Raw genomic sequence first — 24,462 nt, 5'->3', positions numbered from 1 at the left:
ACCGTTGTAAAATCAAATGAGAATTATTATCATCTGTTTGCGTTCCAAAACTCTCTGCTGACTCTTGCACGGATATGCGCGTTATTGAGGCAGAAGATTTCGAGTTTGCATGCACATCATTGCTCACACACTCTTTGCGCCGATGAATTTCATCGGCGTCTTTTTTAGGTGTTTTCAAAGGCGCTAGTGGCTATCGACCGGGTCGTTGTCGCTGTTGTCGAATAACAGGCCTTCAAATGGCAGTGACTGGCTTTCTTGCGCTTTGAGGCGCAGTGAAATGGTAAACGTCGTGCCCTTATTTACTTCAGAACTCACATCAATGGTGCCACCTAAACGCTTAATTAAGCCGTAACTGAGTGACAAACCTAAGCCAGTACCGTCTTTGCGGGTGGTGTAGAATGGATCAAAAATCCGCCCCACTTGCTCTTCTGGAATACCGCAGCCTTCATCTTCAATCTCAATCTTAACCCCGATGATCTCATCGTCTTGCAGCCAATCACGACTGCGGATCCAGATCCGGCCTTTGCCATCCATCGCGTGGGCGGCGTTCATCACCATGTTAATTAACACTTGCAGCAGTTGCGGGCGATTCACCTCTACCGCGCAACTGGCGTGCAGTTCCGGCAGTAACACCACCTGTTGTTTGCCTAGCGAGTGACGTACTAACAACTGCATTTCGTCAATGATGGGGCCAGTTTGTTGCAACTCCAGCGGTGCATTAAATTCCCCTGGGCGACTGTATTGCAACAAGCTACGAATGATAGTGCTGATCCGTCCTACCTGCTGGATCACCAAGTCGATCTCCTCTTGCACCACGGTAGCGTTATCGCCAAGTTCATAGCGCATCAGCTCCATGTTGCCGAGGATAACCGCAGTGGGGTTATTGATCTCATGGGCAATCCCCGCTGTTAATTCACCGAGCGCAGTCAGTTTTTCGTTGGTTACCAGCTGGTGGCGGGTTTCGTTTAATAATTTAACGTTGCGTTCTAGCTCTTCGGTTTTTTCCTGCAAGCTGCGAGTACGCTCTTCAACCTTCATTTCCAACTGTTCGGCAGCTGCTTGAATTTGCGCGTTGCGCCGTTGCAGCAGATCCAGCATGTTGTCGAACTGCTCCGCCAGATTCGACAGTTCGTTATCGCTTTCTAACCCGAGTTCACCAATGCGCAGGTTGCGCCCAGATTGCACCGCGTTAACCACATGGTGAATCCGTTCAATAGGTTGCAGCAAACTATAAGCGCCGCGATAAACCAACATGCCCGACACCAGTAACACTAGCATCAGAATGGTGCCGAGCTCGATAATGTTGAGCAGATAGTTATGAATGAAGGGTGCTTCGGAAAAACCCGTGTAGATCATACCGATGCGTTGACCGCGAACGTCTTCCAGTGGCGCATAGGCCGAGATAAACCAGTCGTTGTAAACAAATGCGCGATCTAGCCATAACTCGCCTTTGGCTAATACCTGCGAGCGTACTTCTTCTGACACTAAGGTGCCGAGGGCGCGGCCTTCGATACGTTGATTGAGGGTATCGATTTTGAGCGGCACGTTCGTGCTGACCCGAATATTATCAAGGAAGATGGTGACTGTGCCGACGGAGCGTTCCGGCAGGGTGCCTTTGTCGTATACCAGATCGCGAATATGGTCGACGATACGGTTATCACCGTTGATCAGCGTGCCACCATCAAGGAACCAGGCTGGCGTGCCACTGCTACCGTTGATGGCTAACACACTGCGACTCAATAAGCCGCGAGTTTCTTCAGCATGCGATGGCGTATGGGCGCGCGGGGTGGCAATCAGCGGCAGGCGCGCCTTTAATGGCAGATTGGCATCAATCCGTGCCAGTCGCGCGGCGGGGAGCACCATTAAGCCAGAATGGGCGCCACTGTCGTTGAGCAGCGGCAACATCTGGCGTAAATCCGGGTCTTGCGATGCGCTATCGATACTCACCAGCTGCAGAAAGTCGAGCTGATGTGCTTTTTTTTGCTCGACTAAGAAACGTTTGAGTTCAACTAACTGCTGCTGATCACCCGCAACCGCGGCGCGCATATAGGTTTGAAACTCATAGGAGTTTTTAATCCGATCCAGCAGCCGCTCTTGGTTTTGTTGCACCGAAGACAGGGTGTTTACCGCGACTGTTAAGTCAGCTTTTACCTTCATAAACAGCTGCTTGCCGGTGTAACTGATATTCCAGTAAATGGTGATAAACACCAAGCTGACCAGCGTCAGCAGGATCGGCAACAGGGTTAAGATCAAGATCTTATAACGTACCTTGGCCTGCATCTGTCGCCAGGTGACACCAAACAAGCGTTGAAACAGCGGCACGATTAGAACTCCTGCTCGGCGTCGCTATCGAACCACTCTTTGTACTTACGGTCGAGGGTTTTACGCGATACGCCCAGCACACGTGCCGCCGCCGATTTATTGCCACCATGGGCAGCGACGACCGCCGTCACGTGATCTTTTTCCACATCTTTTAGCGCCCAATCCATTGGATAACCGCTTTGCACGGGTTGCTCTGCTTTGGGCAGATCTTTCCAGTATTCTGCTGGCGGCTTGCCGAGCAGCAAGCAGCGTTCAATCATATTGCGCAGTTCACGGGTGTTACCTGGCCATTCATATTGCTGCAGTTTGAGCAGATCTTCATGGCTCCAGACGACTTCGCGCACCCCAAGTTCGGTGCCGAGTTGGCGGGTAAAGTGATGGGTCAGTTCCACCACATCTTCAGGGCGATCACGCAGCGGTGGGATCATGATATTCAACACGTTCAAGCGGTAGAACAGATCGCGACGGAAGTTACCTTCTTCCACTTCATCCTGCAGTTTACGGTTGGTGGCTGCCACCACCCGGACATCAATATTAATCTCTTTTTCGCTGCCCACGGGGCGAATCGACTTTTGCTCTAGTACCCGCAATAGCGAGGTCTGCATCTTCAACGGCATTTCGCCAATTTCATCTAGGAAGATGGTGCCTCCAGAGGCAAAGCTAAATAGCCCTTCACGGTTGCCTTTGGCACCGGTGAACGACCCTGCGGTATGGCCAAACAGTTCGCTTTCGAGTAATTCGGGCGCAATTGAGCCGCAGTTGACTGGCACAAATGGGCCGCGACGACCGCTTGATGCGTGCAGTTGGCGGGCAACAAGTTCTTTACCTGTGCCGGACTCACCTTCAATCAACACCACGGCGTTGGTCGGGGCTACACGCTCGATAATGCGTTTTACCTCGGTCATCGCATCGCTATTGCCAATCAGGGTCGATGAATAGCCAAGCGACATATCGCGGCGCAGCATCAGGTTTTCCCGTTTCAGCAGGCGGCGTTCGATACAGCGGTCAACCGCTTGCATCATTTGGTCGAGGTGAAATGGCTTGAGAATAAAGTCAGAGGCACCAGCGCGCAGCGCTTGAATGGCGACATCCATATCGGCGTAACCGGTCATAAAAATGATGTCAGAGCGGCGTTCATTATCATCAAGCGCTTCGCGCCACTCGATGCCGGAACGACCGGGCAAGCGGATGTCGACAATCAGCAGATCAAAATGGCAACGGCTACGCAGTTGCTCGGCTTCTTCGATACTGGCGGCAGTCTCAACGAGGGCAAATTTCTTTACTAACGCTTTACTTAAAAAGCTGCGCATCCCTGGCTCATCATCCACAATCAACACAGAGACAGCAGACGGCAATGGCTTTAATGGTGTATCAATTTGGCTCATAGTTATCTTACTTGGACATTCTGACTTCTTTGTTGGCCATTCTACCATTGAGTTCACAACATTTGGTCACTATGGGGCATTCTATTGTTGTGCTGAGACAAATTGTCTGGTGTGTTTTTGGTTTAATTGCGATATAGATCACCTAAAGGTTGGGGTGACGCTCACAAGTTATTCATATTAGTAGCTGGCATCTATCTTGCTAATGGGGCAGGCACACGTAATTAGTGAGTACCGCATTCATTTAAATATTGCTCACTAATTAAGGTTATTAAGCCAAGGAGCAACCATGCTTAAAATGAAAAAAATGATGGGCTACGCTGTTGCAGCAGGAATGATGTTCGCTTCCTCTGTTTATGCTCAAGAAACCGTGAAACTGGCGACTACCACCAGTACTGATAACTCAGGTTTGTTGGGGTATCTGCTGCCTAAATTTGAAGCCAAAACTGGCTACAAAGTACAGGTGATTGCGACAGGTACCGGTAAAGCGTTGAAGTTGGGTGAGCAAGGAGATGTGGATTTGGTGATGACGCACGCGCCAAAAGCAGAAGCCAAATTTGTGGCTGATGGTTTCGGTGTTGAACCTCGCGGCATCATGGAAAACGACTTTGTGGTATTGGGACCAAAAGCTGATCCAGCAAAAATTCGTGATAGTGCTTCAGCTGAAGAAGCGTTCGCTAAAATTGCAAAATCAGGTGCTGTATTCGTATCTCGTGGCGATGACTCAGGTACTAACAAGAAAGAAGTGCTGATTTGGAAAGCGGCTGACGTAAAAACTGACTTCGCCGGTTACAAATCAGTCGGCCAAGGCATGGGTAAAACTCTGCTGATGGCAAGTGAACTGCAAGGTTACACCCTGTCTGACCGCGGTACTTACATCGCATATCAAGGCAAAATCGACTTGGTGGTTGATTTCGATGGTGGTGCAACACTGGCAAACCCATACCAAGTGATTCTGATTAACTCTGCTAAGTATCCAGAGCTGAACCATGCTGGCGCGCGCGCGTTGGCTGATTGGTTGTGTTCTGATGAAGGTCAAGCGCTGATTAATGGCTTCCAAGTAAAAGGCCAGCAGCTGTTTAAAGCGACTTACAAAAAGTAATGTCTGAAGGCTGGTTAGTACTATTACAGCAGGCATTCGGCCTGCTGTTTTCTCTCGACCCAGAAGTGTGGTCGATCATTTCTGTTTCTTTCGCTGTGTCGCTCTCGGCACTGCTGATCACCCTAATCCCTTCAATTGTGCTCGGTTTCATTCTGGCGTTTACCCATTTCCGTGGTCAGTGGATTATTACTAACCTCGTCCAAACGCTGCAGTCGATTCCCACAGTGGTCATTGGGCTGCTGGCTTATCTGCTGTTAACTCGTAATGGTGCGCTTGGCGAATTACATTGGCTGTTTACTCAGCCTGGGATGATCATTGGTCAGATGATGATCTGCGCGCCGGTGCTGGTAGCCATGAGCCAAGCGGCATTTACCAGTGCCGACAAACGTGCGTGGGAAACCTGTCGCACCATGGGCGCAGGTTGGTTTGATGCGGTTTGGGTGATTTGTCGCGAGCTGCGAGTACCGTTGTTGATGGCGGTTATTGCCGCGTTTTATCGCATCGTGACTGAAGTTGGCTGCTCGATGATGGTAGGCGGTAATATTGCTCATGTGACTCGCAATATTCCCACGGCCATTGCCTTGGAAACCAGTAAAGGTGACTTTGCCCAAGCGATTGCGTTAGGGTTAGTACTGCTGATTTTATCCTTAGTACTTAACTTCCTGTTGGGCACGCTGCGTGGCGGCTCGCGTCCAAGGAGCCATTAGAATGTCGGGTTACCATATTCACGTACAAGATCTCACCATGCGCTTTGGTGAGCGCCCGCTGTTTAACGCTCCCGCGTTAGATTTTAAGCAGGGTGATGTGATTTATCTGGAAGGTGATAACGGCACCGGCAAAACCACCTTAATGAAGGTATTGGCAGGGTTAGTCAAACCGAGCAGTGGCACGGTTACGGCGGCGAACCGGCAACGTAGTTTTTCGCAACCTAATCCATTACTCGGTTACGCGCTGTATTTGCATCAACATCCCTATCTATTTGACGGTGATGTGAGTTACAACCTCAAGTTGGCGCAGCGCTACAGCAAGCTGCCCAAAGCCGAACAGCTACAACGTTTAGATGCCGCGATTGAGCTCTCGCAGCTCGGTCATCTACTGAAATCAGGCGCCGCCAATCTATCGGGTGGCGAGCGACAAAGGTTAGCATTAGCACGTACTTGGTTATTAAAACCGCAGTTATTGATGCTGGATGAACCAATTTCTAATATGGACCGAGTTTCTCAACAGCTAGTGTTTGCTATGATAGGCGAATTGAAAAAACAGGGGACGGGATTGCTGCTCAGTAGCCATCAAGATTCCGCTCTGTTTGGCCTATGCCAGCAGCGTTGGTTGATTGAGTCACAGCAGATCCGTGTATCAGAGATTAGACAGCCGTTAGCGGCTGGAGAATAACCATAATGTCGCAACAATTAGAAGCCGTCATTCTCGCTGGGGGCATGGCGAGACGTATGGGCGGTGACGATAAAGGCTTGGTCGAATTGCTTGGCCAGCCGATGGTCGCGCATGTGCTGGCGCGCATTGCGCCACAAGTGGCGCAGATCCGCATTAATGCCAACCGTAATCAGGCGCAGTATGCTGAGTTTGGTTATCCGGTGTTTGCCGATCAGCAGCAGGGTTATCTTGGCCCGCTATCAGGTATGTCATCGGCCATGGCGACTTCAACTGCCGAGTTAATTCTCACCGTTCCTTGTGATTGCCCCCTTATTCCACAGGATTTAGCCGAACGGATGTTGGCTGCTTTCAAGGCTCAAGACGCCGATTTGGCCGTAGCCACCGATGGCGAGCGGGAACAACCCGTGGTGCTGTTACTTAAACGTTCGCTGCTGCCTTCAATGTTGGCATTCCTCGACAGTGGTCGCCGTCGCATTGATATGTGGTACGCCGATTTGAAGGTGGCGCAAGTCTCCTTTGCTGATCAGCCCAATGCCTTTATCAACGTCAACACGCCTGAAGAGAAACAACAATTAGCTGACGCTATCGCCCAAAGTTAAGAGGTTTACCTATGAGCACTGCCTTCATCAATCCGTTGTCCATTCCGGTATTGGGTTTTTGTGCCTACAGCGGCACGGGCAAAACCACACTGCTCAAGCAGTTGATCCCAACCTTGAATCAACGCGGGTTGCGTTTAGCGGTGCTGAAGCATGCGCATCATAACTTTGATGTGGATATTCCCGGCAAAGACAGCTACGAAATGCGTAAAGCCGGCGCACGGCAGATGTTGGTAGCATCCCATGTGCGTTGGGCGTTGATGACCGAAGATGCGGTGGACGGCGATCCCGATTTAATCCATCTGCTGCAGCAACTCGAGCAAGATAAAATCGATTTGGTGTTGGTGGAAGGCTTTAAAAAACTGGCCTTACCCAAGATTGAGCTACACCGTGAAGCGGTAGGTAAGCCGCTGATTTTCGACCAAGACCCGAATGTATTGGCGATTGCCTGTTGCGCTGATACTCAATTGCCAAGCGATATAAGCATTGCGCAATTAGATATTAACAACGTGGCGCAGATTGCCGATTACGTTGAGCAATATGCCAAAAATTACCAAGCCAAACCGCAAGTGCGCCCACTGCCATTGCAGGCGTTAAGCTCATCCGGAGCATTTTTATCGGTGCGCCAAGGCTTGGAAAACATTCTAAACCAAGTGACTGCCGTAACTGACACCGAAACCGTCAGTCTCGATGACGCTGAAAATCGTGTGCTCGCCGCCGATGCGATCTCACCGGTGGATGTGCCGCAGCACACCAATTCGGCTATGGATGGTTTTGCCTTTTGTGGCGCTGAGCCGTTGCCTGAGGTATTTGAGGTCGTCGGTGAAGTGCGTGCTGGTTATCAATATCAAGGCACCCTGCAAGCAGGCCAAGCCGTGCGCATTATGACCGGTGCGCCAGTGCCCGCGGGCGCCGATACCGTGCAACCGCGTGAGAATGCCCAAGAACACGATGGCCTCATGACCTTAGATAGCAAGATCAAAGTGGGGCAAAACGTGCGTTTGGCGGGCGAAGATATTGCCAAAGGCGCGGTGGCATTAGCGGCCGGCAGCCGTCTAGGGGCTGCGGAGCAAGGTTTGCTGGCATCGCTTGGTTTTGCTGAGTTTGCGGTGACACGTCGCCCGGTGGTGGCGGTGTTCTCTTCCGGTGACGAGGTGTGCCAGCCGGGCACTGAGCTAAAGACCAACTGCATCTATGATTCAAACCGTTACACTATTAAATCGATGGCACGCCGTTTAGGCTGTGAGGTGATCGATTTAGGCATTATTGAAGATTCTGAAGCGGCGCTGACGGCAGCCTTAGCGGGCGCTGCGCAACGGGCCGACATGGTGATCAGCTCAGGTGGTGTGTCAGTGGGTAATGCTGACTACATCAAAAAAGTGCTCGCAGCGATTGGCGAAATCCACTTCTGGCGCATTGATATGCGCCCAGGGCGGCCGTTGGCCTTTGGCAAAATTAACGATGCACTGTTCTTTGGCCTGCCCGGTAACCCGGTAGCGGCGATGGTGGCATTTTTGATGTTTGTCCAACCGGCACTGCGTAAGTTAGCTGGCGAACAAGATTGGCAGCCAACCCTGTTGCCCGCAGTTGCGGATGAAACATTCCGTAGCCGTAGTGGCCGGACTGAATTTAACCGTGGCATCGCCGCACTTGGCACCGATGGCAAGTTGCATGTGTCGTCGACCGGCGCCCAAGGCTCCGGCATGCTCAGCTCCATGGTAAAAGCCAACTGCTTAGTGATCGTTGGTGAAGAAGACGAACGTATTGATGCGGGTGAGTTGGTGTATATTTTGCCTTTTGCTGAGCTACTCTAATCCACAGCGCTTAACACACGGACAAACTTATGGCGATCACTCGGCGACGTTGGAACAACATTATCATCATTGCTTCGCTGATGATGATTGGGGTACTTACCTTGCTCGATCGCTATGCTGACCGCACCCCTAGTGACACTGTGCAGCTGTTTGACCCACAAAATCCGCTGACACAACTGCAGCTGTCTGGCATTTGGTTAGCACAGGATGACCGTGGTCAATGGCAATGTGATGAGCGAGTATTGAACTGCCCGCAATGGGTGCAACATTGGCGTGAGTTGCGGGTATCTGCGGTTGAGATGACAGCGCAACAGCAGCCTACGGAACAGCCCGAGGAGTTATTGTTGCAGGTGGGGCAGCAGCAGTCGCAAGTGTGGTTGCTGTTTGCCAACGCAGGTTTGATGCGCTCAATTGCCGGTAATTGGTATCAAATCCCTCCCAGCCAACGTGAAGGTTTGCGGCCGTTGCTACGAGCCCAAGCACAATAGTTTTTGCTGATATCGCAGGATAGCACATGCCTGAATTACCCGAAGTCGAAGTGACCCGCCAAGGGGTTGAACCTTGGTTAGTGGGTCAGCAAGTCACCGCATTAATTGTCCGCAACCCCTCGTTACGCTGGCCAGTGCCTGACGTAGCGCAGCAGATTGTCGGTCAAACTATTCGCGCCGTGCGTCGTCGCGCCAAATATCTACTGATTGATACCGATGCCGGTACGACGATCGTGCATTTAGGGATGTCTGGCAGTTTACGCATTGTTCATGCGCGCACTGAGATTGCGAAACACGATCATATCGACCTCGTGCTGGCAAGTGGCCGCATTATGCGATTTAACGATCCTCGTCGCTTTGGCGCTTGGTTGTGGTGTGAATTGCCAGAACAAGCCCATCCACTGTTAGCCAAGCTTGGGCCTGAGCCATTAAGTGAGGCGTTTAATCTCGACTATTTAGCACTGGCTTTAGCTGGCAAATCCAAGGCGATAAAACTGTGCTTGATGGATAACGCGATTGTGGTTGGCGTGGGGAATATCTACGCTAATGAGGCGTTATTTGCTACTGGCATTCATCCGCAACGCCCAGCGGGTAAGCTGGTTCACAAGCAGTTGGCTGAACTCGTGCCCGCGATAAAAGCGATTTTGGCACAGGCGATTACTCAAGGCGGCACTACCTTAAAAGACTTTACCAATGCTGAGGGTAAGCCGGGTTACTTTGCCCAAAAACTGCATGTTTATGGTCGCGGCGGGCAAGCGTGTGATCGCTGTGGTTGTTTGCTCAATGAGATCCGCCTAGGGCAGCGCACCACCGTCTTTTGCCCGGTTTGCCAACCTAAATGACTAACTCATAACTGATAACTATAAGCATTTTAGTTTCTAAACAGCGCCAAATCTAAAAAGATAAACCGTGTACGATCATAAGGTTAATGACTATTGTTTACATGATGGTGACAATGGGTGCAACTTGTGCAACATTGGCCTTATTTACTTTGCCAATCCGCCAACGTAACCTATTAATTCTATTAGGGCTTGTTTAAGTAGTAGGGATTATCAGTGTCATCCTTGACGCCCGTTGGCTATAAAATTCTGCAATCTGTGGCGGTCGCTGCAACCTTATGTGTGGTGTCATTTTCCATCATGGAATTATCGGCGCGGCTTGAGCTGCCTGCCGCCGCACAGCTATGTGACGATACTTTGCTGCAATCGTCCACCTCACCCAATGGTAAGTGGATGGCGGAAGTCCATTTCTCTAACTGTGGTGTAAAAACAGCACAGCGTTGGCATAGTTATCTGCATCTGACCAATCTCTATTCGGGGACTGAATATCCCGCCACTCTGGTCACTAAAGGCCGCCAAGATAATTTACGTCTGGAATGGGCTGCTGAATCTGAGCATGCGCTGGCACTGAAAGTCTCCGGTGTTAATCTTGCTGAACTGGCTAAAATTGAGCAGCCCAATGGGGTTGCAGTTGAACTGTCCGAGCCACTGATCTAATCACAATTTCCCCCTGTTCAAGCTCAGTTAAGAGCGCTATGTTACGCTGTAATTTTTCCGCCTAAGGTTGGGCGTTTGCGAGCATTGTGAGGCAGTTGTGGATCAAGACTTACGGGTGATGGTGTCGAGTTGGTTAGCGCAGCTAGGCATTGACAGTAAACCCACAGGGTGGTTGTCGTCGTTTCTTTTAGTTTTTGCTGTGGTGGCGTTGGCTTCACTGGTGTATTTCATCCTCCGCCGGGTAGTGGTGGGCACCATGAATCTGATGGTGCTGCGCTCGAAAGTTAGCTGGGACGATATTTTTGTGCGTCATCGCGTGTTTGAAAAACTGTCGATGATCGTGCCCATCATGCTGCTTAATCTGTTGATCCCCTTGGCACTGAGCGCGCATCAGATTGCCGAGAAAATTGCCGACAAGTTGCTTACCGTGTGGTTAATCTTCGCCATTGTGCGTGCGGTGTATGCCACCCTCGATGCAATCAATGAGATTTCAGACGTCAAATTAGTTAGCCGTCGCATTCCTATCAAAAGCTTTGTACAGCTGTTTAAACTGTTTCTGTTTTTTGTCTCTGCCATCGTGTCGGTGTCGATTATGGCCGATCAGTCGCCGGTGTACTTCCTCAGTGGCTTAGGTGTGGCAACCGGTTTGGTGATGTTGGTGTTCAAAGACACCATCCTTGGTTTTGTCGCTGGAATTCAGTTGGCGGCCAACCGCATGGTCAGCCCCGGCGACTGGATCCAGATGGACAAGTATGGCGCTGATGGTGCGGTGGAAGAGGTATCGCTGATCACCGTGAAAGTGCGTAACTGGGACCACACCTTAACGATGATCCCCGCCTACGCCTTGGTGTCGGATGCCTTTAAAAACTGGCGCGGCATGTCGGAATCTGGTGGCCGTCGTATCAAACGAGCAATCAATATTGATATCAACACCATCCATTTTCTGACTGAGGCTGACTATCAACACTTGTCGAAAATCAACTACTTAAAAGAGTACCTGCCGCGTAAAACCACCGAAATCATGGTATCTAATGCCACTGTGTCAGATATGGACAGTGTGGTGAATGGCCGGCGCTTAACCAATGTGGGCACGTTTCGCGCCTATCTGGTGGAGTACCTGAAACACCACGAGAAAGTGCATCAACAGATGACGTTGATGGTGCGTCAGTTGGCGCCAACCACCGAAGGCTTACCATTGGAGTTGTATATCTTTACCAATGATACGCGTTGGGTGATGTACGAAGAGATCCAATCCGATATCTTTGACCATATCTTTGCCATTCTGCCTGAGTTTGGCTTGCGTGCCTTTCAAGCACCGACCGGTGAAGATGTGCGCAGCCTCAAAGGCAGTCAGCTATTGTCTTAATGTAGCGTCATCCGCCGCTTGCCGCGGTGAGTTATCAATATCAGCCCAAGTCGGTCGTCAGTGCTGGCTTGGGCTGAATGCGTTTAGTGATGATGTTCACTATGCTGATGATGGTGAGAATGTTCGTGCTGATGTGAGGAATGGGCATGTTGGTGATGATGACCCGCCAATGCTGGCATATTGGGTTTTAATCGCCCTAAAAACTTACGTGGACCCAAGCGCAACAAACCTATCGCAAACAGCAGCGCGGTGGCGATCAGCGCTGCAAATTCAACTGGCTGCGGGTAGTGCAGTACTTGCACGGTCGGAGGTTGCCAAAAATGCACTATTACCAGCGCGGCTAAGCTTAATGCTGAGGCAGTGGCAATTTTCCAATAGGCTACTTTCATGCTGATCTGGCCGCGGATTAACGGCGCCAGCAAGCAGAACACAACTGCGGGGGCACTCCACTCACTTGAGCCCAAGCCCATGGCTAATACAATTGCGCCCGGCACACTAAAGGGGAGCAGCGAAAAAATCGCGATCAGCAACAGCACTTGCGCCCAATCGGCTGACAGTGGCAATGATGGATGACCAATCAGGTTGGCCAGCAGCAAGCTCAATAAGATCCACGGCGCGCAGCGTTCAACATCAGACATCAAATTGGCTGAACTGGCTGCCACATCACCGGATTGCGGCTGATTGAAGGAGATGAGCCAAGCGTTGATCATCGAAAACAGCAGCAAAATCATCCCGTAGGCAGGACCGAGCAGCAAAATCGCAAATATCCACATCTCAGGTGCGGCTTGACGCAACATCTGCCGCAACCAACCGGTTTGGCGCGACTTAGAAAATCCGATAACGCGGCGACAGGCGGCCAAGACAAACATCAGCAGTAAGGCGGGTGCTAGGCTTAGTAGCCAGTCAAACAGATCGTTATGTTCGTGGTGGTGATGCCCGGCTGCATCGTTTTCGGTGAACAGCAGCAATGCCAATAAGCCAATACCGAGCAAGCTGCCAATCCCTGCGTGCAGCTCGTAACGGCTGGTGCTGTCTAGCGGTGTATCAGCATGAGGTTGATGCATCACCACGTGCAGAATTGAACCAGTGACAAAGGCTTGTAAATACACGGTATTGTCGAGGCTCAAATGATTCAATAACTGCTCACCAGCCACATAGCCGAATGTAGTGAGCAGAATCATCAACCCCAGCACCACAATCGCCCAGCGGCGACCTGCTTGCGGTGTGAGCAGATACCAAATCGCTAATCCCACAGGCAGACGATGCAGGATCACACCAAGCGCCAGCAGCGCCGTGCCTTGGCCTTGTTGTGCCAGCACTAATGCACCACCATCGGTGATGGTGTGTAGCAATAAGCCGGAGATACCGAAAATTAGGGTTAATTTGTGGGTAAGATCTGAGTAGCGATGAAACAGTTTTTCACTGGCCGTTGGCCCCCATAAGCCCAATACCACAAAGGCGATTGCCAGAATGCCACCGTGTTCCAGTAGCTCGGGCAGAATATGGATCAGTACCAAGCCACCGAGTGACACAAAGATAAAGCCATCTAAACCTTTATGCAGACCACTGCCATTGCTGAGAAAGCGATAGCAAACTGGGCCAAATAAAAGGGCGATACAACTGGCGATCAGATAGGTCATGTGACTGCTGGGCTAGGGAAAATCGCCATAGTATACCAAGTGTCGGCCATTCGAGCAGCCTTCTGTTGCATTCTTTGTGGATCAGAAATATTCCGCTAACGTCATAACAACTCAACCAAAAACCTATACAATATGGCCGCTTCGTTTTATTCATCACCATTATGAGAGAGTTTCATGGATATTCTGTCCGCCGCAGTTATGTTGTTTCTGATCATGGACCCTCTGGGCAATCTGCCTGTATTTGCCTCTATTTTGCGTCATATCGATCCAAAAAAGCGCCGTAAGGTGTTGATTCGAGAATTACTCTTTGCCCTCGTCATCATGTTGATGTTCCTTTATGCCGGGGAAGCAATTCTGAATTTCCTCAGTTTGCGTTCTGAAAGTGTCAGCATCGCCGGCGGTATCATTCTGTTCCTGATTGCATTGAAAATGATTTTCCCACAGCCCGGTGGCCTCACTGGGTTACCCGCAGGGGAAGAGCCTTTTATAGTACCGATGGCGATTCCGTTAATGGCGGGGCCATCGATCCTTGCCGCACTGATATTGTTGGCTCATACCGGCCCAAACCGCATGTTTGAGTGGACGGTTGCGCTGATCTCGGCTTGGGGAGTTAGCTCAATTATCTTGATGTTTTACAAAGCCTTTAACCGTATATTGGGCGATAAAGGTCTTACCGCTGTCGAGCGGTTGATGGGCATGGTGTTGGTGATGATCTCTGTGCAAATGCTGCTCGATGGTGTGGCTAAGTATCTCTCTGCGGTCAACGGCTAAGCGGTTATTCGAAATCGGTCTAATTTTAACCGCATGAAGGCGGAACCTTTACTTTTGGCCACTACCTAATCACAGAGTGTAACGACTATAGTTATTCAATAATTCTCTGCTGATGGAGATAGGGTGTGACTTTCAGAATCGTTCGGTTAGCGTCGGTCATAAGTGCGTTGCTGAGCCTCAGTGCCTGTCAGGCAGAGGCTCCGCCACAAGCTGATGCACCTCCAGCTGCGCCTGCGCAAATCTCCTCTCCCGTCTCACCACTACTACCCTGCGGCAGCGGCGCACCTCGTGTCGATCGCGCGCAGATTTATGCCCGTCTAAAAGCGGACGGCGTAATCACCGAGCAGATGAGTGACGCCGACGCCGAACAACGGGTGACTGACTATATTCAACAGCGGCAACAAGCGTACAAGCGCTGTGTTAAAGGGGTTAAGCCATGAAGAGTCGATGGTTAATTGGGGTTGCAACGGTGGCCATGTTAGCCAGCAGCCAACTGTATGCGGCAGCTGCACCAGCGGATATCGCCATTCACAATAAACAACAGATTTTATATTGGCTGACCAAGCGTGGCGAAATCGCCACTGATGCCAGCGACGCGGAAAAACAAGCGGCGTTGCAACGTTATCTCAGCAAAGGCATTACCAAAGAGATGCGGGCACAGTTGCAGCGCGAACAGCATCTGCTCAAAGCGGCTCAATCCAACGTACAGGCACAACAAGCGCTGTTAAGTAAGCGCAGCATGGTGGCGGAAGTGACGCCGGCAACCGAGCGTGATACCACTAAAACGGTGCGCGTGTTAGCAGTGCTGGTGGATTTCCCTGATCTGCCCTACAACAACAATCAGCTAAGCCCCAGCGATACCAACATGTACTACAGTAGCTACCCAACGTCCCATTACGATGGTTTGCTGTTCAGTAGTACAGGTTTTCGCGGTCCAAGCGGACAAACCTTGCGCTCCGCCTATCAATATTATCAGTCCGCCTCGGGCGGTAGCTTTTCATTCACCGGTGAGGTGATTGGTTGGGTGCGAGCCAGTCAAAATGCCGCCTACTATGGCGCCAACGATCCGGATAACGACGACAACGACATGCGTGCGCCGGAATTGGTGGAAGAAGCGGTAACTGCGGCGGTCAGCCAAATGACCTCGACCGAGCTGGCGCAGTATGACATCGAAGATCCCTATGACTTAGATATGGACGGCAACGTCAACGAACCAGATGGCATTATTGACCATGTGATGGTGTTCCATTCCAGCATAGGCGAAGAGTCCGGTGGCGGTGTGTTGGGCGATGACGCCATTTGGTCGCATCGTTTCTTTGTGGCAAATGATGCCACTGGCGTAGGGCAACGGATCAGCGGCACCAACAAACGTTTATTTGGCTATACCATTCAACCTATTGATGCCGGTATCGGCGTGTGCGTGCATGAGTTTGGCCATGATTTAGGGTTACCCGATGAATATGACTCCGCCAACGATGATAACGGCTCACCGGTGGGAGAGTGGTCGTTAATGGCAGAAGGTAGTTGGACAGGCTATTTGCAGGGCTCTGAGCCATCAGGATTCTCGCCGTATGCTCGCTCGTTTTTGCAAGAACGGTATGAAGGTAAATGGCAGTATCAACAAAGCATTGCCTACGCCAATCTGACGACCAGCGGCATGGATTATACCTTGTACCAGGCAACCGAAGCCGATGAAATCAATCAGTTAGCGATTGACCTTCCGTCCGAAAATACCGCCTTCAATCCGCCGTATAGCGGCAGCTATCAGTTCTACTCGGGTACAGGCAACATGACGACCAATGAGATGGCGTTTAATGTGACCCTGCCCAATAGCACACCGCTGACGCTGAGCATGAAGGCCAAGTGGGATATTGAAGATGAATATGACTATGCACAAGTCATCATTAATGGCGCGGCGGTGGCGGGCAACTACACACTGGCCAACAACGGCACCAATAATGCGTTAAATATCATCACCGGTAAGTCGAGCGATCTCGCCGCAGCGGACAGTAACGGCTGGGTCACTTTGACCTTTGATTTGAGTGCATATGCTGGCAGCAACCGACAAATCCGCATTGTGTATAGTACCGACCAGTCAGTGTTGGGCGAGGGGATGCAACTCGATGAACTTAGCCTCACCGCTGGTAGCAATACGGTGTTCAGTGATAACGCCGAAACCGTGAATCCATCGATCACCTTCGATGGTTTTGCTCGTATTGATAACACCCGCCCAGGTGAACCTCATCGCTATCTGGTACAACTTCGCAACTATAGCGACATTGATGCAGGCTTAAGCGATAGCGGCTACGAAGCTGGGGTATTGATTTGGTATGAAAATCAAAATGTGGCGGATAACGAGGTGAATGAACATCCCGGCCGTAACCTGATTGGAGTGATTGATGCCGATCAGCAACTGATTGGAACCAGTCCAACTCGAGTGCAGATCCGTGATGCTGCCTTTAGCTTGTTTAATCAATCGGGTTATCCCAATGACACCTCATTGCTGCATACCAGCTTATTTGATGACCGCGATGATTACAGCGCCCCCGCTAAACCTGCTGCTGGGCTAGTACTGCCAGCATTAGGCGTCATCGTTGAAGTGGTATCGCAAGAACAAGACAGCAGTATAGCCACGGTGAATATTCGTCGCGTTACTGACGATACGCCAGCCGCCCCCTTGGCTCTTACCATCAACAGTGGTCAGAACAACAGTGTGGTGAGTTTTAGCGCCAATGTCAGTGGTGGTACAGCGCCTTACAGCTATGCCTGGAACTTTGGCGATGGTAGCGCCAGCACGGCTGCAGCACCAACCCATACCTATCAATATGCGGGCAGCTACACAGTGAGTCTCACCGTCACTGACAGCGATGGCGCAACCATTAGTGCAACGCGTACTGTCACTATCGCCAGTTTCCTGAATGTGAATTTCACCTCGGCGGCGAACGGTTTGGCGGTGCAGTTTACCAATACCACCACCAGCAACCTGCAAGGTTTGAGTTATGCGTGGGATTTTGGTGATGGCAGTAGCAGTAGCGCCGTGTCTCCAAGCCACAGTTATGCGGCCGCAGGCAGTTATACCGTGACGCTAACAGTCACCTCAGGCAATACTGTATCGTCGCAGGCGAGTGTGGTAACGGTGAGTACCGTGACAACTCCGCCTACCAATCCGCCAACTAGCAGCAGTGGTAGTTCAGGCGGGGGCAGTTTAACGCTGTGGGTATTGGCCGCCTTGTTGATAACCGCGTGGATGCGCCGTTATCAAGTCTCGGCGTTGATGGCGAGCACTGCGGCAGGCAGAAAGACCTCTGCAACCACTAACGGCAATTGTTGATAGCTGAAATGCCGACGTCGGCCCCACAGTGGTGCTGACGTTGGCTGCGCTAGACTGGCTGCCAGCGTACACATGGGCGAGCCTTGCTCTATATGGCACACATCAATCTCACCGGCAATAAAGTGGTTATCACTATAGAGCAGTTCGCCTAAGGGCCGATTACCCAATTGCTCAAGTTGTTGTTGCTGTTGCAGCAAGGCTGGGGTGATCAGCGTGCGGGCAAACACCCACGGAACGCCATCTAACCGCAACAGCACTTCCCGCAACCATAACTGCGATTCTGCGCCGTGCCATTCTTGTGTCGGCGTGTCGATCCACTGCTCGCCAAGCAGTAGCACTTCGAAGGTCGAACAGCGCGTTTTGAGTCTTTGGGTCAAACTAGAAGGAGATAATAGCCAATCTTTAAGCGGCTCTTGCGGTAACTTGGTGTGCGCTGAAGCAGAAAACCAATGGATTCCATTGCCAAATGGGAAGGTTGGACTGGAGAGATTCATGTATTAACCGATAAAATAAGACCATCAACCGAAGTCTACCATGTCTCATCGGGTTGTTGGCAGTTCGGCCAGCCCTTTGCTGCGACTAAACAGGAGTTAGCTACTGTGATTAAAAAAATAATGTTACTGGTGTTGAGCTTAGCTATGTTGCCGTCGGTGTCATGGGCGGCTGAAACTCCGAGCGCTAGCGATAATTATGCGTACTATGGTTTTGAACCTGAGATTGTCACTAATTACATCTCTAACCGTAAAAAGCTGGGCTTTGTCCGCATCAGTGTCGAGTTGATGGTGAAATCGCCAGAAGATTTAGTGGTGATTGAACATCATGACCCGCTTTTACGCGCAGCAATTGTTGAGATTTTGGGCAATCAACCGGAAGATCGCATCAAGTCGCTGACAGGCCGTGAAGAGATCCGTAAAGAGTGCTACGAAGAACTCAATAAGCTGTTGCAACAAGAAACTGGGAAGTCATTGATCGTCAATATGTTGTTTACTCGCTATCTTTATGATTAAAAACAGTTAGCTAACAAAGAGGCCAGCAATTGCTGGCCTCTTTGTTATTTGGTCTCAAACACCTTGTTATTGCGGGCTCCAGATAATCTGACCACAATCTGTTAAATCATAACCGCCTAATTGTGCGGCCATTTGACGAGTGCCCGGATTCACCAGCATCTTAAACAGTTGTTGTAATTGACGACGGAAGTAGATCCCTTGCGGCATGACAAAATCAAATGATTCCGTCAACAAAGGTACAAAGCCCAAACCGCTCTCTTGGGCAACGGCTTGGCAACCAAAGCCAATATCCGCTTCATTGCGGGCGATACAACCGGCCAACTCCCGCTCGCTAAAGGCAGTGATGATGGCATTGAGGCTGTCCACCGTGGCGCCGCGTTTCATTAACCAATGTTCGAGATGTTGCTGACTTCCTGCGCCGCCTTGACGGGTCACCCAACGCCAGGGTTGCAGCAGTACCATCTCTTCCTCTTGGCAACGATGCAGGAGCTCAGGGCGAACGATAAGCCCCTGCTGGCGGTTGTAACCATGCACCATAATCCACTGCTGGTGGTTCGGATAACCCTTCAGCAAGGCCGTGTGGCGAATGTTACGTTCATCAGCACTGCCCCAGTGCAGGGTACAGATGTCGGCGTAACCTTTGGAAAGCAACTCTAAGCCTAAACGTGAGCCGGTAGCACTGTAACTAATCAGTTCTCTACTACCCACTTCGGCCATCAACCGTGCGACCAGCATCGACAATAATGGATCGTCACTGCCGGTGATTAACATCCGATCAGACAACATGCCGCTATGGCAAGAATCCATTACCCAACGGTCGATCAAAATCTTAGGGAACAACCACTTACCAGTAATTTTGGTGGCGGGCAGCATACGCTCATTAGCCATGGCGTACACCTTTTTTTCGTTGAGATCTAAGTACTCAGCGACCTGCTTGGCACTCATGTAAACCAATTCACTGGGTTCGCTCATTGTAACTCCTGCGATTAATCTTGCGATTCCTTAGTGGCATCAAAGCGGATGTGTTGCGCGCCATTATATACAAGGAAGTGGCGACCTTTGGCACGGGCGATCATGGTAATGCCAAGTTTTTGCGCCAACTCCAAGCCCATTTGCGTCACACCGCTACGCGATAACAGTACCGGAATGCCCATCTTGGCGACTTTAATCACCATCTCTGAGGTGAGGCGCCCAGTGGTGTAAAAAATCTTGTCGCCGCCGCTTTGGCCGTTGAGCCACATCTCTCCGGCAAGGGTATCCACTGCGTTATGGCGACCCACGTCTTCCACAAAAGATAAGATCTGATCTTGCTGGCACACGCCACAACCATGCACTGCACCAGCATTTTTATAGGTATCGTTGTATTGGCTGATATTTTTTAATAATGCGTAGATGGTCGACTGGTTCAACTCTGGGGTTGGCAATTCAATCTCATCAACTCCATCCATAAATCCGCCAAATACCGTGCCTTGACCGCAGCCCGTGGTCACGGTTTTTTCGGCTAACTTGGCTTGCAAGCCCTCTGTATTTTCTTTGGTGATAATTGCTGCCGAGCTGACTTCCCAGTCGATAATCACAGATTCAAGCTGAGCCACATCGCTGATAAAGCCCTGATTCTTGAGATACCCCAACGCCAAGGTCTCTGGGCGCGCGCCGAGCGTCATCAAGGTCACTATCGGTTGCCAATTGAGATATATCGTCAATGGCCGTTCACAGGCGATATACTTGTCCTGCACTTGACCGTTTTCATCTACGGCGGTAACCGCGATTGTCAGTGGGACTTCTGCTGTTGTTTTAATAAAATGGAGCTTTGAATCGGTCATACATCACTTCTACGCATAGGTAAGACCCACAGACTAGCAATATTTGTTCCCACCTCTAGATTGCGTTTAAATAGGCGTGATCTACCGCACCGATTCTTAGCTCACACCTAACACTTGTGCAAAATGTCTTTTCATCGGGGACAATATGTCCCACTCTGGCGGTAATTAAGATGATCAGGCGCAACTTAATTTACTAATATCAAGTTGGTGTAATTATTGCTTGTCCACTGCGAACCGCTATCACCCGAAAATACTAACTCGGGAGGAAAATCCTAATGCAACATTCTCAAAGCGTCTGGCCGATGTATGTGTCATTGAAGAAAGTCGAAAAGCAAGTAGGCCGTTGGTTAGCTGAAAGCTGGGAACTTGATCAAGTCGTTCCTGGTACAGAAGCAGCGCCAGAAGGTGCCAAGTTGATCTCGCTAGAACTCTATTTAGATGAACGTGCCAGTTATCGCCTAAATCTCGATATGGATAATCCCATGCTCTACATTGTTTGTGATGAACAAGAGGACGGCACTTGGGTTCCAGCAACTATCTCTGCCGACCAAAACGTCGCCGCGGGCTGTTTAGAGGGTGATACCCCAGTGCTGAACATGCCAATGCCTGAAGCTGTGGCTTGCTGGATTGAAGCCTTTATCACCCAATATGGCGAAGTGGAAATCTGTGCCCACCGTCGTAAACATGTTAACCGCCGTAAGGAACTGGCAGAAGAACAGAACCGAGGCAGGAGACATTAATGAGTGAATCACGTGGTTTTTTAAGTCGTTGGGCGCTGAGAAAACAGCAAGCTCAACAGGGTGAAGAACTGCCAGATGAAGTAGAAATCCCCAGCGACAGCAGTGTTGACGCCGAAGCTACACCCATCGATAGCGCGGCAGCTTCAGTTCAGGATGTTGCTGATCCGGTCTCTGAAGCTACACCAGCTACCGATGAAGAGCAGATACTGACAGCTGAGGATTTACCCGATCCGGAAAATATCGAAGTGGGCGGCAGCTTTGCCAGTTTTATGGCAAAAAACGTCGATCCATCGGTGAGACAAAACGCGCTGCGCGCGCTGTGGAAACAGCCGCATTTCAGCGAAATCGACGGCATGATGGAATACGCCTTGGACTATTCCAACCAAGAGATTTTAACGCCGGAAGTGTCATCTGAGCTGGCGAAGAAAGTGTTCCGTCATCTGGTGAAAGATGAAGAGAAGCCAGACGATGTTGTTGAACCGGAAATCGCAGCGCAGGACGATATGCCTGATGCGCAGTTAACCGCAGACGTTGACGAGCAAATGCCTGCAGAAATTGCCGAACAAGCGCCTGAGCTAATCGAGTCAACCGATTCAACGGACAAAATGGACGGTGAAGTTGTGCAACTTAGCCAAAATGATCCATTAGCTGCTGAAAAAAACAATGAAAGAGTTGTTTAACGTAAGTTTATCAGTATTTATATACCATAATATTGGTGTGTGAATTGCTTATAACTTTTAATTCGCTGTGGCTCAGCGCATAAAAAATAACAAAAGCATAGACATAGATAATAAAGCCACAGCCAGAATCTCATTTAGGAACGCATAGTGAGCAATTGTGAGAGCATTATGTCCGCACAGCCTGAGCTGGTGCGGGCACGTGGCGAAGTCCAGGGGCAGACTCGCATACTACAAAATCTGATCCCGCCTACCGTCAGTTACTCCACTGAGGGCAATGTTTTATTGATCGGTCCAGAAGACTTAACTCGCTTGGCTGCCGCGAAATTGCAGCAAATGGCGAGTTGCGTCATTTTGGCCAATGGCGCCATTACTAACCAAGATGAAACCTATCTTGAACAGGTGATGGAAGCTGCACCAGACGTCGAAAGCTACTATGGCAAGTTACTGGCTATCAAAGGCTTTCTAGGCCAATTTCAAGTATCGGTTGATCACAATGGTCAGCCCGCTGAGTTGAGCAAAGTAGCGCTGCGTAAAGCCCACTTTGACATTGTGCTCGACCTGAGCAACGAGCCTTGTATTCAACTTGAGATGCTACCGCCGGGCTATTTCTATGTCGGGGAAGACAGCGACAAGCTGGCAACCGCCGTGGAAGAGATCCCACTGCTGGTTGGTCAGTTTGATAAGCCGCGTTACGTGAAAGTAAACAGCGATATCTGCGCTCATAACCGTAACGGTCTGAATGGCTGTAACCGCTGTTTGAACTTCTGTCCGGCAGATGCGATTCAAAGCATTGAGCAGAAAATCGAAATTGATCCTTACCTGTGCCACGGTGCAGGCAGTTGTACCAATGCGTGTCCAACCGGCGCATTGAGCTATGACCTGCCAACGCCGCAATCACTGCATTCATACCTCAACAAACTCATTAGCCGTTTTCTCGAGAAAACCAGTGTTGCGCCAGTGATTTTGTTCCACGATGCCAGCCAAGGTGCCGAGTTAATCAATGACTCTCTGCCGGGTCATGTGTTGCCGGTTGAGCTCGAAGAGATTGCGGTGGCTGGTATCGACCATTGGATGGCCGCGCTTGCATGGGGTGCTCAGCAAGTATTAGTACTCAATACGCTTGCTACTGCGCCAACATTGACCCAGATGCTCAACGGTGAAATGGCATTGGCCAACACTGTGTTGGAGCAGATTGGTCAGCCTGCGCGTATTCAACTGATTGATGAAAAAGCACTTGCGGATCTGTGGCCTATACTTGAAGAGTCAAGCGCTTGGGCAACAACCGCACCGGCAGAATTTAGCGTCACCACCAAACGCGCTGCATTCTACCAAGCGGTGGATTACCTCAACGAGCAAGCGGCCAACACCAAGGATGAATTAGCGCTGAGCAACATCCCTTACGGTGAAGTGCAGATTAAAGAAGCGGGCTGTACCTTGTGTATGTCCTGTGTGGCTACCTGCCCGACACAAGCCTTGCAAGATGGCGGTGATACCCCAGCGCTGTATTTTACCGAACAAGATTGTGTGCAGTGCGGCTTGTGTGAAGCGGCCTGCCCAGAGAAAGTCATTAGTCTGGCGCCACGCATTAATCTGGATAAGGAATCCAGACAGGCGCGTAAGACCTTAAAAGAAGAAGTACCGTTTGAGTGTATTCGCTGCGGTGCTCCATTTGCGACCCAGTCTATGGTGCATCGGATGCTGGAAATGGTCGGAACGCACAGCGCTTTCAGCGCCAATATTGAGCGCCTAAAAATGTGCGGCGATTGCCGAGTCAAAGATATGTTTGAAGACATTCTGCAAGACCCGGAAAAGCAACTGAGATAAGAGAGCCAATATGACCGAATCTACAAAACAAATCTCTGAAAACGATCTGCTGCGGGCCGATATCTATCAGCTGCTGGCGGCGTTACTGCGTCGTCAACCTTCAGAAGAGCTATTGCAGTTTTTACATGGATTAGAAGTTGATAGTAACGACGACAGCGATATGACTCGTGCGTGGTCTGCCATCAAATTGGCCGCCCAACAATTCATCCCTGAGCAGTTAGAAGATGAATACTTCAACCTGTTTATCGGTGTGGGTGCTGGCGAAATCCTGCCTTATGGCAGCTGGTTTATGACCGGCTCTCTGATGGACAAACCATTAGCGCTGCTGCGCCAAGACTTGGCGCAACTGGGCTTTGAACGTGATGAAAACGTTAAAGAGCCTGAAGACCACGTTGCAGCCCTGTTTGAAGTGATGAGTGTGCTGATTGTTGAAGCACCGTCACACCAACAATTGGCGTTTTACCGTCGTCATCTCGGCAGCTGGATTATCCGCTTCTGGGATACCTTATCTCGTTGTGACAGCGCGGCATTTTATGCAGTGGTGGCACAATTGGGTCGCGCCTTTTTTGAAACCGAAATCGTTGAATTTGAACGTTTGGTACTTAGCACTCCGGTGGTGGATACCTCTGCAGTTCAGATCCAGCCAAAGGCCAATGAACTGGCCTCATAAACTGCTTATCGCAAGATA

At 50.4% G+C, this 24,462-nt stretch carries 23 protein-coding genes; 17 read left to right on the top strand and 6 right to left on the bottom strand.

Annotation, left to right across the window (positions count from 1 at the left end):
• Positions 1 to 183: 183 nt before the first annotated feature.
• Both JYB87_RS18060 and JYB87_RS18055 read right to left on the bottom strand, forming a co-directional pair.
• Positions 184 to 2,322, bottom strand: coding sequence for a sensor histidine kinase (locus JYB87_RS18060; protein ID WP_407695820.1), 2,139 nt, complete (start codon positions 2,320 to 2,322; stop codon positions 184 to 186).
• Positions 2,323 to 2,324: 2 nt separating this feature from the next.
• The gene (locus tag JYB87_RS18055) at positions 2,325 to 3,707 is read right to left on the bottom strand and encodes a sigma-54-dependent transcriptional regulator (protein WP_207354805.1); all 1,383 of its coding nucleotides are present in this window, start codon (positions 3,705 to 3,707) and stop codon (positions 2,325 to 2,327) included.
• Positions 3,708 to 3,993: 286 nt separating this feature from the next.
• On the opposite strand from JYB87_RS18055, the gene JYB87_RS18050 reads away from it, so the two are divergent.
• The 9 genes from JYB87_RS18050 to JYB87_RS18010 all read left to right on the top strand — a co-directional run bounded on the left by JYB87_RS18050 (position 3,994) and on the right by JYB87_RS18010 (position 11,958).
• The gene (locus tag JYB87_RS18050; protein ID WP_207354804.1) at positions 3,994 to 4,806 is read left to right on the top strand and encodes a substrate-binding domain-containing protein; all 813 of its coding nucleotides are present in this window, start codon (positions 3,994 to 3,996) and stop codon (positions 4,804 to 4,806) included.
• Positions 4,806 to 5,513 (top strand): ABC transporter permease, encoded by a 708-nt coding sequence (locus tag JYB87_RS18045; RefSeq protein ID WP_207354803.1) that lies wholly within the window; start codon positions 4,806 to 4,808, stop codon positions 5,511 to 5,513. Before JYB87_RS18050 ends, JYB87_RS18045 begins: the two co-directional genes overlap by 1 nt.
• Position 5,514: 1 nt before the next feature.
• Positions 5,515 to 6,198, top strand: a complete 684-nt coding sequence (locus tag JYB87_RS18040; protein ID WP_207354802.1) for an ABC transporter ATP-binding protein — start codon at positions 5,515 to 5,517, stop codon at positions 6,196 to 6,198.
• A gap of 5 nt (positions 6,199 to 6,203) precedes the next feature.
• Complete coding sequence (gene mobA, locus JYB87_RS18035; protein ID WP_207354801.1) at positions 6,204 to 6,797, top strand: molybdenum cofactor guanylyltransferase MobA; 594 nt, start codon at positions 6,204 to 6,206, stop codon at positions 6,795 to 6,797.
• 11 nt (positions 6,798 to 6,808) lie between these two features.
• A complete protein-coding gene (locus JYB87_RS18030; RefSeq protein WP_207354800.1) occupies positions 6,809 to 8,608 on the top strand; it encodes a bifunctional molybdopterin-guanine dinucleotide biosynthesis adaptor protein MobB/molybdopterin molybdotransferase MoeA in 1,800 nt (599 codons plus the stop codon).
• Between the two features lie 29 nt (positions 8,609 to 8,637).
• A complete protein-coding gene (locus JYB87_RS18025; RefSeq protein WP_207354799.1) occupies positions 8,638 to 9,096 on the top strand; it encodes a hypothetical protein in 459 nt (152 codons plus the stop codon).
• A 26-nt stretch (positions 9,097 to 9,122) separates the two neighbouring features.
• Positions 9,123 to 9,938 (top strand): bifunctional DNA-formamidopyrimidine glycosylase/DNA-(apurinic or apyrimidinic site) lyase, encoded by an 816-nt coding sequence (gene mutM / locus JYB87_RS18020; protein ID WP_207354798.1) that lies wholly within the window; start codon positions 9,123 to 9,125, stop codon positions 9,936 to 9,938.
• Positions 9,939 to 10,151: 213 nt separating this feature from the next.
• Positions 10,152 to 10,592, top strand: coding sequence for a hypothetical protein (locus JYB87_RS18015; protein ID WP_207354797.1), 441 nt, complete (start codon positions 10,152 to 10,154; stop codon positions 10,590 to 10,592).
• A gap of 97 nt (positions 10,593 to 10,689) precedes the next feature.
• Positions 10,690 to 11,958, top strand: a complete 1,269-nt coding sequence (locus JYB87_RS18010; RefSeq protein WP_207354796.1) for a mechanosensitive ion channel family protein — start codon at positions 10,690 to 10,692, stop codon at positions 11,956 to 11,958.
• An 83-nt stretch (positions 11,959 to 12,041) separates the two neighbouring features.
• Here the strand turns inward: JYB87_RS18010 and JYB87_RS18005 are convergent, their stop codons facing one another.
• A complete protein-coding gene (locus JYB87_RS18005; protein ID WP_207354795.1) occupies positions 12,042 to 13,598 on the bottom strand; it encodes a ZIP family metal transporter in 1,557 nt (518 codons plus the stop codon).
• A gap of 174 nt (positions 13,599 to 13,772) precedes the next feature.
• On the opposite strand from JYB87_RS18005, the gene JYB87_RS18000 reads away from it, so the two are divergent.
• The 3 genes from JYB87_RS18000 to JYB87_RS17990 all read left to right on the top strand — a co-directional run bounded on the left by JYB87_RS18000 (position 13,773) and on the right by JYB87_RS17990 (position 17,700).
• Positions 13,773 to 14,369, top strand: coding sequence for a YhgN family NAAT transporter (locus JYB87_RS18000; RefSeq protein ID WP_207354794.1), 597 nt, complete (start codon positions 13,773 to 13,775; stop codon positions 14,367 to 14,369).
• Between the two features lie 125 nt (positions 14,370 to 14,494).
• A complete protein-coding gene (locus JYB87_RS17995) occupies positions 14,495 to 14,809 on the top strand; it encodes a hypothetical protein (RefSeq protein WP_207354793.1) in 315 nt (104 codons plus the stop codon).
• The gene (locus tag JYB87_RS17990; protein ID WP_207354792.1) at positions 14,806 to 17,700 is read left to right on the top strand and encodes an immune inhibitor A domain-containing protein; all 2,895 of its coding nucleotides are present in this window, start codon (positions 14,806 to 14,808) and stop codon (positions 17,698 to 17,700) included. The genes JYB87_RS17995 and JYB87_RS17990 overlap by 4 nt, the downstream gene beginning before the upstream one ends.
• Here JYB87_RS17990 and JYB87_RS17985 read toward each other — a convergent pair.
• A complete protein-coding gene (locus tag JYB87_RS17985; protein WP_207354791.1) occupies positions 17,628 to 18,194 on the bottom strand; it encodes a chorismate--pyruvate lyase family protein in 567 nt (188 codons plus the stop codon). The two genes, JYB87_RS17990 and JYB87_RS17985, sit on opposite strands and share 73 nt — an antisense overlap.
• 144 nt (positions 18,195 to 18,338) lie before the next feature.
• Between JYB87_RS17985 and JYB87_RS17980 the strand changes: the two genes are divergently transcribed.
• The gene (locus tag JYB87_RS17980) at positions 18,339 to 18,707 is read left to right on the top strand and encodes a flagellar basal body-associated protein FliL (RefSeq protein WP_267459569.1); all 369 of its coding nucleotides are present in this window, start codon (positions 18,339 to 18,341) and stop codon (positions 18,705 to 18,707) included.
• A 66-nt stretch (positions 18,708 to 18,773) separates the two neighbouring features.
• On the opposite strand, the gene JYB87_RS17975 is transcribed toward JYB87_RS17980, so the two are convergent.
• Both JYB87_RS17975 and JYB87_RS17970 read right to left on the bottom strand, forming a co-directional pair.
• Positions 18,774 to 19,679 carry a helix-turn-helix transcriptional regulator gene (locus tag JYB87_RS17975; RefSeq protein WP_207354790.1) on the bottom strand — a complete coding sequence of 302 codons (906 nt, stop codon included), beginning with the start codon at positions 19,677 to 19,679 and terminating at the stop codon, positions 18,774 to 18,776.
• 14 nt (positions 19,680 to 19,693) lie between these two features.
• Positions 19,694 to 20,530: a formate dehydrogenase accessory sulfurtransferase FdhD gene (locus tag JYB87_RS17970; protein ID WP_207354789.1), complete on the bottom strand. Its 837-nt coding sequence runs from the start codon at positions 20,528 to 20,530 to the stop codon at positions 19,694 to 19,696.
• A 275-nt stretch (positions 20,531 to 20,805) separates the two neighbouring features.
• Here JYB87_RS17970 and JYB87_RS17965 point away from each other — a divergent pair, with 275 nt between their 5' ends.
• The 4 genes from JYB87_RS17965 (at position 20,806) to JYB87_RS17950 (ending at position 24,444) form a co-directional block, all read left to right on the top strand.
• Positions 20,806 to 21,270, top strand: coding sequence for a DUF3305 domain-containing protein (locus JYB87_RS17965; RefSeq protein ID WP_207354788.1), 465 nt, complete (start codon positions 20,806 to 20,808; stop codon positions 21,268 to 21,270).
• Positions 21,270 to 21,950: a DUF3306 domain-containing protein gene (locus tag JYB87_RS17960; protein ID WP_207354787.1), complete on the top strand. Its 681-nt coding sequence runs from the start codon at positions 21,270 to 21,272 to the stop codon at positions 21,948 to 21,950. The genes JYB87_RS17965 and JYB87_RS17960 overlap by 1 nt, the downstream gene beginning before the upstream one ends.
• 168 nt (positions 21,951 to 22,118) lie before the next feature.
• Positions 22,119 to 23,774 carry a 4Fe-4S binding protein gene (locus JYB87_RS17955; RefSeq protein ID WP_207354786.1) on the top strand — a complete coding sequence of 552 codons (1,656 nt, stop codon included), beginning with the start codon at positions 22,119 to 22,121 and terminating at the stop codon, positions 23,772 to 23,774.
• A 10-nt stretch (positions 23,775 to 23,784) separates the two neighbouring features.
• A complete protein-coding gene (locus tag JYB87_RS17950) occupies positions 23,785 to 24,444 on the top strand; it encodes a TorD/DmsD family molecular chaperone (RefSeq protein ID WP_207354785.1) in 660 nt (219 codons plus the stop codon).
• The last annotated feature ends 18 nt before the right edge of the window (positions 24,445 to 24,462 follow it).

The organism is Shewanella avicenniae (assembly GCF_017354945.1).
GTDB classification, from domain to species: domain Bacteria; phylum Pseudomonadota; class Gammaproteobacteria; order Enterobacterales; family Shewanellaceae; genus Shewanella; species Shewanella avicenniae.
This window is presented reverse-complemented; position numbering and strand designations above follow the sequence as displayed.